This is a genomic window from Pseudomonas sp. B26(2017) (assembly GCF_002113045.1).
GTDB lineage: Bacteria > Pseudomonadota > Gammaproteobacteria > Pseudomonadales > Pseudomonadaceae > Aquipseudomonas.
In genome coordinates, this window is the sequence record NZ_NEJJ01000002.1 from 348,201 (window position 1) to 361,950 (window position 13,750).

The 13,750-nt window shown below is 61.3% G+C and carries 14 protein-coding genes; 7 read left to right on the top strand and 7 right to left on the bottom strand.

The genetic code is table 11. From position 1 onward, the window contains the following. Positions 1 to 2: 2 nt before the first annotated feature. Positions 3 to 1,397, bottom strand: coding sequence for a NorM family multidrug efflux MATE transporter (locus CAF79_RS04605; protein ID WP_085696848.1), 1,395 nt, complete (start codon positions 1,395 to 1,397; stop codon positions 3 to 5). Between the two features lie 158 nt (positions 1,398 to 1,555). On the opposite strand from CAF79_RS04605, the gene CAF79_RS04610 reads away from it, so the two are divergent. Together CAF79_RS04610 and CAF79_RS04615 are read left to right on the top strand one after the other, a co-directional pair. After that, positions 1,556 to 2,476: a LysR substrate-binding domain-containing protein gene (locus CAF79_RS04610; RefSeq protein ID WP_085685856.1), complete on the top strand. Its 921-nt coding sequence runs from the start codon at positions 1,556 to 1,558 to the stop codon at positions 2,474 to 2,476. Positions 2,477 to 2,660: 184 nt separating this feature from the next. Further along, positions 2,661 to 4,637 carry a methyl-accepting chemotaxis protein gene (locus tag CAF79_RS04615; protein WP_085696849.1) on the top strand — a complete coding sequence of 659 codons (1,977 nt, stop codon included), beginning with the start codon at positions 2,661 to 2,663 and terminating at the stop codon, positions 4,635 to 4,637. Between the two features lie 105 nt (positions 4,638 to 4,742). Here the strand turns inward: CAF79_RS04615 and CAF79_RS04620 are convergent, their stop codons facing one another. Beyond that, complete coding sequence (locus CAF79_RS04620) at positions 4,743 to 6,236, bottom strand: YifB family Mg chelatase-like AAA ATPase (RefSeq protein WP_085696850.1); 1,494 nt, start codon at positions 6,234 to 6,236, stop codon at positions 4,743 to 4,745. 487 nt (positions 6,237 to 6,723) lie between these two features. On the opposite strand from CAF79_RS04620, the gene CAF79_RS04625 reads away from it, so the two are divergent. Next, on the top strand, positions 6,724 to 6,993 hold the full coding sequence (locus CAF79_RS04625; protein WP_085696851.1) for a HigA family addiction module antitoxin: 270 nt from the start codon (positions 6,724 to 6,726) through the stop codon (positions 6,991 to 6,993). Here CAF79_RS04625 and CAF79_RS04630 read toward each other — a convergent pair. Beyond that, on the bottom strand, positions 6,988 to 7,515 hold the full coding sequence (locus CAF79_RS04630) for a Bro-N domain-containing protein (protein ID WP_085696852.1): 528 nt from the start codon (positions 7,513 to 7,515) through the stop codon (positions 6,988 to 6,990). The genes CAF79_RS04625 and CAF79_RS04630 overlap by 6 nt on opposite strands. Before the next feature lie 394 nt (positions 7,516 to 7,909). Beyond that, positions 7,910 to 8,170 (bottom strand): accessory factor UbiK family protein, encoded by a 261-nt coding sequence (locus CAF79_RS04635; protein WP_011336527.1) that lies wholly within the window; start codon positions 8,168 to 8,170, stop codon positions 7,910 to 7,912. 398 nt (positions 8,171 to 8,568) lie between these two features. On the opposite strand from CAF79_RS04635, the gene glnK reads away from it, so the two are divergent. From glnK to sutA, 4 genes are all read left to right on the top strand, one after another. Then, complete coding sequence (gene glnK, locus CAF79_RS04640) at positions 8,569 to 8,907, top strand: P-II family nitrogen regulator (protein ID WP_002555808.1); 339 nt, start codon at positions 8,569 to 8,571, stop codon at positions 8,905 to 8,907. A 37-nt stretch (positions 8,908 to 8,944) separates the two neighbouring features. Beyond that, on the top strand, positions 8,945 to 10,282 hold the full coding sequence (locus tag CAF79_RS04645) for an ammonium transporter (protein ID WP_007951904.1): 1,338 nt from the start codon (positions 8,945 to 8,947) through the stop codon (positions 10,280 to 10,282). 215 nt (positions 10,283 to 10,497) lie between these two features. After that, positions 10,498 to 10,923 (top strand): secondary thiamine-phosphate synthase enzyme YjbQ, encoded by a 426-nt coding sequence (locus CAF79_RS04650; protein WP_085696853.1) that lies wholly within the window; start codon positions 10,498 to 10,500, stop codon positions 10,921 to 10,923. A gap of 102 nt (positions 10,924 to 11,025) precedes the next feature. Continuing rightward, positions 11,026 to 11,352, top strand: coding sequence for a transcriptional regulator SutA (gene sutA / locus CAF79_RS04655; RefSeq protein WP_007951900.1), 327 nt, complete (start codon positions 11,026 to 11,028; stop codon positions 11,350 to 11,352). Between the two features lie 65 nt (positions 11,353 to 11,417). Here the strand turns inward: sutA and CAF79_RS04660 are convergent, their stop codons facing one another. From CAF79_RS04660 to CAF79_RS04670, 3 genes are read right to left on the bottom strand one after another with little or no spacing between them, the layout of a single operon-like run. Further along, positions 11,418 to 12,122, bottom strand: coding sequence for an HAD family hydrolase (locus tag CAF79_RS04660; RefSeq protein ID WP_085696854.1), 705 nt, complete (start codon positions 12,120 to 12,122; stop codon positions 11,418 to 11,420). After that, positions 12,119 to 13,018, bottom strand: coding sequence for a tyrosine recombinase XerC (gene xerC / locus CAF79_RS04665; protein ID WP_085696855.1), 900 nt, complete (start codon positions 13,016 to 13,018; stop codon positions 12,119 to 12,121). Before xerC ends, CAF79_RS04660 begins: the two co-directional genes overlap by 4 nt. A 2-nt stretch (positions 13,019 to 13,020) precedes the next feature. Beyond that, entirely contained in the window at positions 13,021 to 13,746 is a 726-nt protein-coding gene (locus CAF79_RS04670; RefSeq protein ID WP_007951894.1) for a DUF484 family protein, read from the bottom strand. Positions 13,747 to 13,750: the final 4 nt, after the last annotated feature.

Below are 13,750 nucleotides of genomic sequence, written 5' to 3' on the forward strand. Positions count from 1 at the left end.
ACTCACTCGGGCTGAGCGATCTTGAAGCCTTGAGCTTGCGGCTCAAGGCGAATCATCCGCTTCATCTTCCATTCGAATGCCAGCGTCAGGCTCACCGCCGCGCAGGCCAGTCCCAGCGCCAGCCCCCACCAGACGCCGGTCGGCCCCCAGTGCAGATGGAACGCCATCAGCCATGCCGACGGCGCGCCGATCAGCCAGTAGCAGCCGAGCCCGACCAGAAACGTGGTCTTGGCATCCTTGAGCCCGCGAATGCAGCCCATGGCAATCGTCTGCGTACCGTCAAACAGCTCGAACCACGCCGCCACGGCCAGCAGGCTCACGGCCAGATGAATCACCTCGGCAAATGCCGGGTCGTTATGGTCGAGGAACAAACCGACCAGCTGATTCGGCAGCAGCCAGAACACCATCGCAAACCCCAGCATCACCACTGCACCGAAGACGATACCGACCCGCCCGGACATCCGCGCATCGCTCAATTGCCCGGCGCCGTAATGCTGGCCGACGCGCATGGTGATCGCATACGACATCCCCGCCGGCACCATGAATGCCACCGAGACGATTTGTAGCGCAATCTGATGCGCCGCCAGTTGGGTGCTGCCCATGGTGCCCATGCACAGCGCCGCGAAGGCGAACAGTCCGACCTCCACTGCATAGGTGCCGCCGATCGGCAGCCCCAGACGCCAGAGTTCTTTCAGGTACTGCCGGTTCGGCCGCGACAGGCCTTCACGCAGCGGGTAGGCGTTATAGGCCGGATGCCGGCGGATATGCCAGGCCAGCGCCAGTGCCATGCAGTTGGCAACAATCGCCGTGACCAGACCGATACCGGTCAGCCCCAGTTTCGGCAGGCCGAACATGCCGGTGATCAGCGCGTAATTGAGCAGGAAGTTGGCCACCGTGCCGGCGAGGCTGATGACCATCACCGGTGTTGCCCGGCCGATGGCGCTGGTGAAACCGCGCAGGGCCATGAAACTCAGGTAGCCGGGCAGGGCGAAGGGCAGGGCGATCAGGAACTGCCCGGCGGCGTTGACGTTGGTCTCGGTCTGGCCGAACAGCAACAGCACCGGTTTCAGATTCCACAACAGCAACCCGGCACCGAGTGCCATCAGCCACGCTAGCCATAGCCCGGCCTGAGTCAGGCGGGCGGCGCCGATGATGTCGCCGGCGCCCTGACGAATCGCCACCAGGGTACCGACCGCCGCGATTACGCCGATGCAGAAAATCGACACGAACGAATAGCTGGCTGCGCCCAGACCACCTCCGGCCAGCGCTTCGGGACTGAGGCGCGCCATCATCAGGGTGTCGGTCAGCACCATCAGCATGTGCGCCAACTGCGAAGCAATCAACGGCCCCGCCAGCCGCAGGATGGCCCAGAGTTCGGTACGCACAGGACGCTGCATGGTGTTCACATCCATATAAAAGAGGGAGCAGGAGACCGTCGATTCTCAGGGTTTGGTGCGGGTTGCACAAAGGGATAAAAAGGATGGGTGGCATGATTAAAACTCATCCTGCGACGATTCTGCTAAGTTGGCGCAATCCCGCCATTGGAGCGTTGTGCATGTCCCGTCGTCTTCCACCCTTGTATGCCCTGCGCGCATTCGAAGCGGCGGCCCGTCACAGTTCGTTCACGCGGGCCGCCGAAGAGTTGTCAATCACGCAAAGTGCGGTGAGCCGGCACATCCGCACGCTCGAAGAGCATTTCGCCTGCCGCTTGTTCCATCGCAGTGGTCGCAATCTGCAACTGACCGAGTCGGCGCGCCTGCTGCTGCCGGGCATCCGCGAGGGATTCGCCGCCCTGGAGCGAGCCTGCAATACCTTGCGCGCCGAAGATGACATCCTGCGCATGAAAGCCCCATCGACCCTGACCATGCGCTGGTTGCTGGCGCGGCTCAGTCGCTTCCGCCATCTGCAGCCGGGCAACGAGGTACAACTGACCAGCGCCTGGATGGACGTGGATTCGGTTGACTTCAACAACGAGCCCTTCGATTGCGCGGTGTTGCTCAGTGACGGGCATTTCCCGCCGGACTGGGAAGCCAGCCTGCTGTTTCCAGAGGAACTGATTCCGGTCGGCGCGCCGAACCTGCTCAACGACCAGCCCTGGGACGTTGCACGGCTGGCCAGCGCCGAATTGCTGCACCCGACGCCGGATCGCCGGGACTGGCGCAGTTGGCTGGAACACATGGGGTTGTCGGATCAGGTGTCACTCAAGGGCGGGCAGGTGTTCGATACCCTGGAACTCGGGATGATTGCGGCGGCCCGGGGCTACGGTGTGTCCATGGGGGATTTGCTGATGGTGGCCGAGGATGTCGCGCAAGGACGCCTGAGTCTGCCGTGGCCGACGGCGGTCGCCAGCGGACTGAATTATTACCTGGTGTGGCCAAAAACCCGTCCGGGAGGTGAACGTTTGCGCCGCCTGAGCGACTTCCTGCAAGGGGAAGTCCGCGCCATGACGCTGCCGGCGGTCACACGCTTGAGCTGAAACGTTCGAGCCTGCACAATGCCGGCCTTTCGCCATAACCCTGCTATTCGCTCAAGTATTCGGTTTTACCGCCGAATACGTGCATGTGGAACCGTCGTGCCGGTATCCACGATTCACCCCCACTATTAGAAAAATTTCCGAGTCAGGATCAAGGAGGATCCCGTGGCTCGGCCAGGAGCTGTCCATGTCTCAACCTCGCGCTCGGATCGCCTCGCAGCTGGGCCTCGCGCTCGCCGTGATACTGGCGATTGTCATCAGCGGCAGTACGGTGTTCGCCCTGCGTTCGCTGGACACCGCCAACCTCGCCACTCGTGAAGAACACCTGGCCAGCGAGGCACGCCTGCTCGCCGATCAGTTGAGCACTTTCCACGGCACGCTGCGTGAAAGCACCCAGCGCCTGAGCGGATTGTTCGAGAAGCGCTTCAGCGCCGGCCTGAGCATTCATCCGGGCGAGCCGGTCAACGTCGCTGGCACCCAGACCCCAGGCCTGCATCTGGGCAGCGAAGTGCTGAACAACAACTTCAAGGAAGTCGACGAGTTCAAGCAGATGACGGCGGGTGTCGCCACGCTGTTCGTGCGCAGCGGCGAAGACTTCGTGCGGGTCAGCACCTCGCTGACCAAGCAGGATGGCAGTCGCGCCATCGGCACCTTGCTCGATCACGCTCACCCGGCCTACGCGAAGTTGATGGCGGGGCAGGGTTATGTTGGCCGCGCCTTGCTGTTCGATCGCTCCTACATGACTCAATACACCCCGGTGCGTGACAGCAGCGGCAAGGTGATTGCTGTGTTGTTCGTCGGCTTCGATTACACCGACGCGCAGAACGCCCAGTTCGAAAACCTCAAGCGCTTCCGCATCGGCCAGACCGGCTCGCTGGCACTGCTGGACGAAAAGAACCAATGGCTGGTGGCGCCGGCTGGCGTGCAGGCGCTGGATCAAGCGGTTCCTGTGATCAATGATCTGGCGAAAACGCCGGGTAAAGGTCGGTTCTGGAGCGACAAGTCCGAAGACTTCTACAGCATTGCCGTGCCGTTCGAAGGCGGCCCGTGGTCGGTGGTGGCGAGCATGCCGAAGGCCGAGATTCGCGCGGTGACCTGGAGCGTGGGTACCCAACTGGCCATCGGCAGTCTGCTGGCAATGTTGCTGGCGGTCGGCTCCGTGGTCTGGTTGCTGCGCAGCAAACTGGCGCCTTTGGGTGATCTGGTACGTCAGGCGGAAGCCCTGGGTGCCGGTGATCTGAGCGTGCGTCTGAGCGTGTCGAGCAATGACGAAATCGGCCAGTTGGCCCGCGCCTTCAACCAGATGAGCCAGGCGCTGTCGACCATGGTCGAGCACATCCGCCGCGCCTCGGAAGAGGTCAACCGTCGGGCTCAAGCGCTGTCCGGCCTGTCTGGCGGCGCCTATGAAGGCATGGAGCAGCAGTCTGGCGAAATCACCAGCATGGCGGGTGCGGTTGAAGAGTTCTCCGCCACGTCGCTGAACATTGCCGACAACATGGGCAACACCCAGCGTCTGGCCCAGGAAAACGCTCAGCAGACCCAGATCGGTCGCACGTCGATGGAAGAAGCGTCGTCCTCGCTGGAGCAGATTGCCGGCGCACTGAACACCACGGCGACCGTGATCAACACGCTGGGTCAGCGCTCCCAGGAAATCGGCGGCATCGTCAGCGTGATCACCTCGATTGCCGAACAAACCAACCTGCTGGCACTCAACGCCGCCATCGAAGCGGCCCGTGCCGGTGAACAGGGTCGGGGTTTTGCCGTGGTGGCCGACGAAGTGCGCAATCTGGCGTCGCGCACTCGTCAGGCGACCGATGAAATCTCCGGCATGATCCATAGCATCCAGCAGGAAACCGGCAACGCCATCAGCACCATGGAACAAGGCAACGTGCTGATGCAGGAAGGCCTGTCGCGTAACGCCAACGTCGCATCGGCGCTGGCGCGGATCGATGAGCAGAGCCGTTCGGCAGGCCAGCAATTTGCCGCGATCACCACCGCGACCCAGGAACAGAGCAGCACCGCGACGCTGTTGAGCAGCAACCTGCAGAGCATCGCGATGGCCAACAGCGAGCAGCGCGAGGTGGTGTCCAACCTGGCAATCACCGCCAAGGAACTGGAAGGTCTGGCAGCCGACCTGCGCCAGGAGGTCGACCGCTTCCGTTGAGGCCTCTTTGAAATAGCTATCGCGAGCAGGCTCGCTCCCCCAGGGTTCTTGTAGGACCTGTGAGAGCAAGCCTGCTCGCGTTTTGGCCCACCACCATCGCGGCACTTATTGAGTCGCCGGCCGGTATTGCAACGCTTCGGCCAGATGCTCGCGACTGATATCCGCGCACTTCTCCAGATCCGCCAATGTCCTCGCCACCTTGAGCAACCGGTGCGCCGAGCGCAACGACAAGATCAGTCTTTCGCACGCCGTCTCCAGCCAGGCTTCATCGGCTGTGGATAACTTGCAGTGCTTCTTCAGCCCCGGCAAATCGAGAAACGCATTGGCGCAGCCCTGGCGTTTTTGCTGACGCTCGCGGGCCTCGGCGACCAATGTGGCCGCGCTGGCGCTGTCTTCTCCCGGTTTCACGGCAGGGTTCAACGCTGTCGCCTCCCGCGCTACTGTCAGGTGCAAATCGATCCGGTCCAGCAACGGCCCCGACAGTTTGTTGCGATAGCGCTGCACCATGTCCGGTGTGCATGAGCATTTGCCGCTCGGTTCGCCGAGATATCCACAGGGGCAGGGATTCATCGCCGCCACCAGCTGGAATCTCGCCGGAAAGCGCACCCGCTCCTTGGCACGGGCGATCACGATGCAGCCGGACTCCAGCGGTTCACGCAGAACCTCCAGCACCTTGCGATCAAACTCGGGCAGCTCATCGAGAAACAACACGCCGTGATGGGCGAGGGTGATTTCGCCGGGTTGCGGTTTTGAGCTGCCACCGACCAGTGCCGGCCCGGAGGCCGAGTGATGCGGCTGGCGAAACGGGCGCTGCGGCCAGTGGGTCAACGGTGCGCCGCTGGCGACGGATTGAATCGCCGCCACTTCCAGCGCTTCACTCTCGGTCAGCGGTGGCAGCAACCCCGGCAATCGACTGGCCAGCAACGTCTTGCCCGTCCCGGGTGGCCCGCTGAACAGCAGGTTGTGTGCGCCAGCGGCGGCAATCAGCAGCGCCCGTTTGGCGGCCAGTTGGCCCTGTACTTCATTCAGGTCGGGATAGGGTTTGGCGGCATGGATCAGCCCGTCCGAGACATAGGGTTCGACCGGTGTATGTCCATTGAAATGCGCCACGGCCTCCAGCAGATGATCCACCGCAATCACCCTCAGTCCCGAAGCCAGACAAGCCTCCTCGGCATTCGCCCGTGGCACCACCAGCGTACGCCCGGCCTTGCGTGCCGCCAGCGCCGCAGGCAACACCCCGCGCACCGCCCGCACTGCGCCGGATAACGCCAGCTCACCGAGGCATTCCACGTCATCGAGCGTCAACGTCGGCACCTGCACACTCGCCGACAGAATCCCCAGCGCAATCGCCAGATCGAACCGCCCGCCATCCTTGGGCAGATCCGCCGGCGCCAGATTCAGCGTGATCCGCCGCGCTGGGAACTGCAGTCCGGAATTGATGATCGCACTGCGCACCCGGTCCTTGCTCTCTTTCACCGCCGCTTCGGGCAGGCCGACCATGGTCAGCGAGGGCAGGCCGTTGGCCAGGTGGACTTCGACGGTGACAGCGGGAGCATCCACGCCAATCTGGGCGCGACTGTGGACGATGGCGAGGGACATGGTCGTTCCTTGTGTTGAATCGGGGGCCGCTTCCTGCGGGTTTTTGAAGGGTAGTTGAGCGGGGTTCTAGCGTTTGAGTAGAGGTTTACAAGACGTATCAGAAAGCGGTTGTGCGGGCCTATGCATTCATCTTCTGCCTGCTAACAGACCACTTGGCTCAAGCTCAGGTCCGCACGTAACGGCAACTTCAATAAACCTCCGTTGATTGGCTGACAAATTTCCAGCCAGTCGAAGTGCTTCGAGGTGTAGTTCAACAACCTGAAGTAGCTTTGTCTTTCTCTTTTTATCCTTCACAGAGACCTCCTTCCTGATGGGTGTCGCTAATGTAATGACAGGCGTAAGGACAACTTAAATAGGCGCAGACGCTGATTTTTGTAGGGGCATGCCCTAATAGTTGTAGGACGCTAGTGAAAGCGACTCGACGGTCTTGTATTGCAAAGTCGGGTGCTCCAGTTTGGCCGCTCAATGCAGCCTCTGGAGGCGAAAAATGAACCGCAATGGTATGCGCTCGATTCATCCCGGCGAGGTTCTGAATAAGGAGTTCATGGAGCCGTTGGGCATGCCTGTCATGGACTTGGCCATGCCCACGAACTGGCCTGAAACCGAGATCGAGAAGCTTGTGAAATGCCAGCTCAGGATCTGCGCCGATCTGGCAATCAGACTGGCAATTCACCTCAACACCCCGCCTGAGTTCTGGATGAGTCTTCAGTCGACTTACGATTTACGCAGGGCCCAGCTCCGGCATGCGGGCCTATAGCGATTGCAGCATCCGCGAAGCCCTCTTCCACCAAGTGCCCGGTTCTGGGCGCTTTAGCATTTCCCGTTCTACCACCATCAACGGCACATCCTGCAACCGAATCCACGGCTGGTTATTCCAGTGCAGCAAACTCAACGACATCTCGGGCCAATTCAGCAGGCTTAGCTGTGGGCGTTCGCTTGTGGTGGGGTGCTGGGCGTCGCGCAGGGTGGGAATGACTTGATGGGTGAGCCATTCGCGTAGCGCTCGGTATTCGGGGCAGTAGTGATAGACGAGGAGGGCGTAGATGCCGGATTCGCTGATCAGGAGGGTGTTTTCGATCTGATTGTGGATCAGGGTTTTGCGGGTTTGGTATTGGTCGGGGTCGAGTTTTCGCAGCATGCGTTCGTTGAGGTAAATATGCAGCAGGCGGCCCAGGTCGCGGGCGGAGAACCAGGGTTGGTTCTGGATGAGCAGGGCGTGGAGGGGGAGTTTGTGGCGGGTGAAAACCTGAGGAGTGAGATACGTCTCTTCGTTATTCATTGAACAGCTCCTTTTGCTTTAGGGCTGCCCTCAATTGTCGCCAAACAATTGGGTGGCAGTCGTACGCGGGTTGGCGAACCGGAGCAAAAGGAACCCGGCAGACCCGAAGGTCTCCCACGCACAACCGCCATGACTCGATGTGGCGGTAAACACAGCCGCCATCATGGTTGTCGTGCGCCTTAAGCTTTCCGGGTCGCCAAACCCAGTGCTGAACATTCAGCATTGGGTGAGCTTAGGAATCAGGGCTTCACGACGCAATCGGATGGCGGGGTTGCAAACTGTAGGATTCTGCCGAGAGTCGATAGCGAATCCTGAATCGCAGAAAGGTCGTTCCGACCTTCATTCGCGGGCAAGCCCGCTCCCACAGGGGCCGCTTTCACAAAGACACGAGGTGTTACTCAGCCGGCGGCGTCAGCTTCGCTTCCAATTCAGCCACCTTCGCCTCAAGGCTTTCGAGCCGGGCGCGAGTGCGCGCCAGCACCACCATCTGACTGTCAAACTCTTCGCGGCTCACCAGGTCCAGTTTGCTGAAGGCACTTTGCAGCAGCATCTTGAACTGGCTTTCGATTTCGGCTTTTGGCAAGGGCGTATCGCCGCTGAACAGGCGGGAGGCGGTGCCGCTCAGGGCGTCGAGGAAGTCTTTGGGCGCGAGCATGGGATATGTCCTGGAAACAATGGCCGGCAGTGTATCACGCAGTGTCTATAGTCATTGACGCAGGCACGGATGCACGCTTTTCGCGCAACTGGATGCACGGCCGCGCACCGTTGTTGTGCGTATCCCGAGTGCCATTTGGGTGATGGCATCTGCGACAGCGGCCAAGGGATTGAAATCAGGGGTTTTTGGCGAGATGGCAAGCTTTCTGCTTAGTCACCTTCGACCCATGCACTGATGCAGTCGCTGTGACGAATGCAGTGCGGCAGACGGAGCGGGGAGTTTCGTCTGGAGCGGTTAGCTGGCGTCGACAACGAAGCGTTACAAAGCCAGGCACTGCGCTTAGACTTGAGTCGGGTTTGTTTTCCTGGGGCAAGTCCACCAATTCGGGAGAGAGTTTCATGAAGCTAGTCACTGCCATCATCAAGCCGTTCAAGTTGGACGACGTGCGCGAGTCGCTGTCCGAAATCGGCGTGCAGGGCATTACCGTTACTGAAGTCAAAGGCTTCGGTCGGCAGAAGGGTCACACCGAGCTGTATCGCGGCGCGGAGTATGTGGTCGATTTTCTGCCCAAGGTGAAAATCGACGTTGCCATCGACGACAAGGATCTGGATCGGGTTATCGAGGCGATAACCAAGGCTGCCAACACCGGCAAGATCGGTGACGGCAAGATCTTCGTGGTCAATCTGGAACAGGCGATCCGCATCCGTACCGGCGAAACCGATACCGACGCGATCTAAACGCCGCCACAAACCCAACGCCCCAGGAGAAAACAATATGACTCTGCGTAAATTCGCAGGGCTAGGAGCCCTGTTGTCTATCGTAATGCCCGGCCTGGCCATGGCGGCAGACGAAGTGGCAGCTCCAGTCCTGAACTCCGGCGACACCGCCTGGATGCTCACCTCCACAGCCCTCGTACTGTTCATGACCATTCCCGGCCTCGCGCTGTTCTACGGCGGTATGGTCCGGTCGAAAAACATTCTTTCCGTGATGATGCAGTGCTTCGCCATTACCGGCCTGATCAGCGTCCTGTGGGTCATTTATGGCTACAGCATCGCGTTCGACACCACCGGCATGGAGCAAGGCGTCGTCAACTTCAACTCGTTCGTGGGTGGATTCGGCAAGGCGTTCCTGGCCGGTGTCACGCCAGCGAGCCTGACCGGCCCGGCGGCGCTGTTCCCCGAGGCGGTCTTCATCACCTTCCAGATGACCTTCGCGATCATCACCCCGGCGCTGATCGTCGGTGCGTTCGCCGAGCGGATGAAGTTCTCCGCGATGCTGATCTTCATGGGCATCTGGTTCACCCTGGTCTATGCACCGATCGCGCACATGGTCTGGTCCGGCAACGGCGGCCTGATGTGGGACTGGGGCGTACTCGACTTTGCCGGTGGCACCGTGGTGCACATCAACGCCGGTGTGGCCGGTCTGATTGCCTGCCTGGTACTGGGTAAACGCAAAGGCTTCCCGACCACCCCGATGGCGCCACACAATCTGGGTTACACCCTGATGGGCGCGGCGATGCTGTGGGTTGGCTGGTTCGGCTTCAACGCCGGTTCCGCCGCAGCCGCCAACGGCACCGCCGGCATGGCGATGCTGGTGACTCAGATCGCGACCGCCGCTGCCGCACTGGGCTGGATGTTCGCCGAGTGGATCACCCACGGCAAACCAAGCGCACTGGGTATCGCATCCGGTGTGGTTGCAGGCCTGGTTGCGATCACTCCGGCCGCTGGCACCGTGGGCCCGATGGGCGCACTGGTGATCGGTCTGGCAGCGGGCGTGGTGTGCTTCTTCTGCGCCACCACCCTGAAACGCAAACTCGGTTATGACGACTCCCTGGATGCCTTCGGCGTGCACGGTATCGGCGGTATCCTCGGCGCGATCCTCACCGGTGTGTTCGCCGCACCGTCGCTGGGTGGCTTCGGCACCGTCACCGACATCGCCGCACAAGTCTGGATTCAGTGCAAAGGCGTCGGCTTCACCGTGATCTACACCGCGATCGTGACCTTCATCATCCTCAAGGTGCTGGATGCCGTGATGGGTCTGCGCGTGACCGAGGAAGAAGAATCGGTCGGCCTGGATCTGGCACAACACAACGAGCGCGGCTACAACCTGTAAGCACGCGCCGCAAAAAACTTGCCCGGCTTGCCGGGCATTTTTTTGTCTGGAATTTGTCTTCCCTGATATGGCTGAAAGGATTTTTCGTACGGCTTTGGTCGTGTTTACGACGTGTGTTTTTCTGCGGCCAAAGGCTTACATCATTGAAGGAACATCAGGGCCTTTGTTTTTTTCCAGAGCGCGCTAGAATGCGCCCCGAACGTGCGGAGAACTGTATGTGGCAACAGACTCTGATAACCCTGCGGGCGCGGCCCCGGGGCTTTCATCTGGTGACGGACGAGTTGCTCGCCGGCCTGCCCGAACTCAAGGCATGCCGGGTCGGTCTGTTGCATTTGTGGCTGCAGCATACCTCGGCGTCGTTGACCATCAACGAGAACGCCGATCCGGCGGTACGTCGCGACTTCGAACGATTTTTCAATCGTCTGATCCCACAAGGAGCAGACGGCTATGAGCATAACGACGAAGGCCTGGACGACCTCCCGGCGCACTTCAAGGCCAGCGTGCTGGGCTGTCAGATCAGTTTGCCGATAACGGCGGGCCGACTGGCACTGGGCACCTGGCAAGGCGTTTACCTGGGCGAGCACCGTGATCATGGCGGTGCCCGTAAAGTCCTCGCCACCTTGCACGGTGAAGAGGCATAAACCGTTGGTCACCAATGGTTACCGATTTTTTTCCGGCGACTTTCGACAGTCGCTAAAGCTGGTCTATAACTAATCTGCTTTTCGCAAGTCATGAGGTAGAACATGAGCGACGATGATCTGGAAAACGACGACCTCGAAGTAGGCGACGAAGACGAGGCCGAAGACGGTCTGGAAGCAGCAGCGGAAGACGTTGCTGAAGACGATGGCGGTGACGATACGCCGGCCCCGGCTGCCAAAGGCAAGGCCAAGGCTGCGGTATCGGTCGACGAGTTGCCGAGCATCGAAGCCAAGAACAAGGAGCGCGATGCCCTGGCCAAGGCCATGGAAGAGTTCCTTGCGCGCGGTGGCAAGGTTCAGGAAGTGGAGGCCAACGTGGTCGCCGATCCGCCCAAGAAGCCGGACAACAAGTACGGCAGCCGCCCTATCTGAGGCGTGCCGCTTGCTTGCTGAAAAAGCCCGCCGTCGCTGCGGGCTTTTTCATGGGCGAAAGAAATCTAGCGGCGGCTGTTCCAGCGGGCGAGCACCGCGGGCAGATCGGTCAGGCTGCGAATCTCGGCATCCGGCAGGCGTTCCGCTTCCCAGACCTTGCCGGCCGGGTTGAACCAGATCGCTCGCAGACCGGCCTGCTGCGCCCCGGCGATGTCATCCCCGGGATGATCGCCGATATGCACGGCGGCTTCGGCGCTCACGCCACCGCGTTGCAACGCTTCGTGGAAGAGTCGCGCATCCGGCTTGGCGATGCCGATGTCTTCGGCGCACAACGCGAACTTGAAGTAGTCCGCCAGCCCGAGACGACGTACATCGGCGTTGCCGTTGGTGACCACGCCGAGGGCGTAGTGCTTGGCGAGGGTTTCCAGGATCGGCTCGACCTCCGGGAACACCTCGATCTGATGCCGCGCATGCAGAAACACTTCAAAACTCTTGTCTGCCAGTTCCGACGCTTCGCCGTGGGCGTAGCCGGCTTCCTCCAGCGCATGGAACAGCACTCGCCGGCGCAGCGCGCTGATGCGGTGCTTGAGTCCCGGTTCGTTGGCCAGCACCCGCTCGCGGATCGACCAAAGATGCTCCACCGGCACCGCGCCCAGATTCGGCGCATGTTCGCTCAGCCATTCGCGCAAAACCGCTTCGGCGCTGACGATCACCGGGGCGGTATCCCACAGGGTGTCGTCGAGGTCGAAGGTGATCAACTGGATACTCATGAATCGTCGCCTTTCATGCGTTTGGCCCGTGGATGGGCGCTGTCGTAGACCGCCGCCAGATGCTGGAAGTCCAGGTGGGTATAGATCTGGGTGGTCTTGATGTCCGAGTGGCCGAGCAGTTCCTGCACCGCGCGCAGGTCCTGGGAGGATTCGAGCAGGTGGCTGGCGAAGGAGTGCCGCAGCATGTGCGGGTGCAGGTTCTGTCCCAGTTCGCGCTCGCCCGCCAGTTTGACCCGCACCTGAATCGCGCGCGGGCCGAGACGTCGGCCTTGCTGGCTGACAAACACGGCATCGTCCGCCGGATTGGTCAGCGCCCGCAAAGGCAGCCATTGTTCCAGCGCTTTCCGGGCCTTTTTGCCGACCGGCAACAGGCGCGTCTTGCTGCCCTTGCCCAGCACCTGAACCATGCCGTCGGCCAGATCGAGCTGATCGAGATTGAGCCCGGTCAGCTCCGACAGGCGCAGGCCGGAGGAATAGAACAACTCCAGAATCGCCTGATCGCGCCGCGCGAGAAAATCGTCCTCCACAGCACCTTCAAGCAGTTGCAGGGCGCGGTCAGTGTCGAGGGTTTTCGGCAGGCGGCGCTCGCCTTTGGGCGGTGCCAGGCCGGTGGCCGGATCGTGATCGCAGAGGCCTTCGCGGTTCAGATAGTGATAGAGCCCGCGCACCGCCGAGAGCAGGCGCGCCAGGCTGCGCGAGGACTGGCCCTGGGCATGCAGGCGGGCGATCAGACTGCGCAAACGCTGGATATCCAGTGCCTGCCAGCTGCCGATGTTCTGTTTGTTGCACCAGTCGAGGACTTTATCGAGATCGCGGCGGTAGGCTGACAGCGTGTGCGGCGACACCTGCCGCTCACTGCGCAGGTGTTCGCAGTAAGCGTCCAGTTGTCGTTCCATGCTCAGCGTACCGAGCGCAGGGAGCTGTTGACCCGTGGCAGCACGCGACCCATGACTTCGGCGATGTAGCTGAGGAACAGCGTGCCGACCGAGCTCTTGTAGTGCTGCGGATCACGGCTGGCGATAGCCAGAATCCCGTGGATGCCTTGATGGCTGACGGCGACTACGGCGGTGGAGCCGATCTGCTTGCGTTGCTCTTCGCCGAACAGGAAGTCCAGCTCGTGTTCACGCAGGCTGCCGCTGACGCTCTTGCCTTCGGTAAGCAGGCCGCCGATGGCGGTTTGCGCATCGGCGTGGGTCACCCAGCGACCGACCGGGGCCGGGTTGTCGCCGAGCAGGATCAGGCTGACAAAGGGCACCTGGAAATCCTGGCGCAGGCTGTCTTCGACGCTGATCACCACGTCTTCCAGAGTGGCAGCGTCCATCAGGGCGAGGATCAGGCGACGGGTCTTGTCGAACAGGCGATCGTTGTCCCGGGCGACGTCCATCAGGTGCGAGAGGCGATGACGCATCTCGATGTTGCGGTCGCGCAGAATGGCCATCTGACGCTCCACCAGCGAGACGGTATCGCCGCGTTGATGGGGGATGCGAAGGGACGGCAGCAGTTCTTCATGCTCGACGAAGAAGTCCGGATGAGCCTCCAGGTACGCGGCAACCGCTGCCGCCTCCAGGCTCTCGGACGCTGATTCACCGGACTGTCGGGCGGGTACCTGAGGCTTATCGGTCATGGCT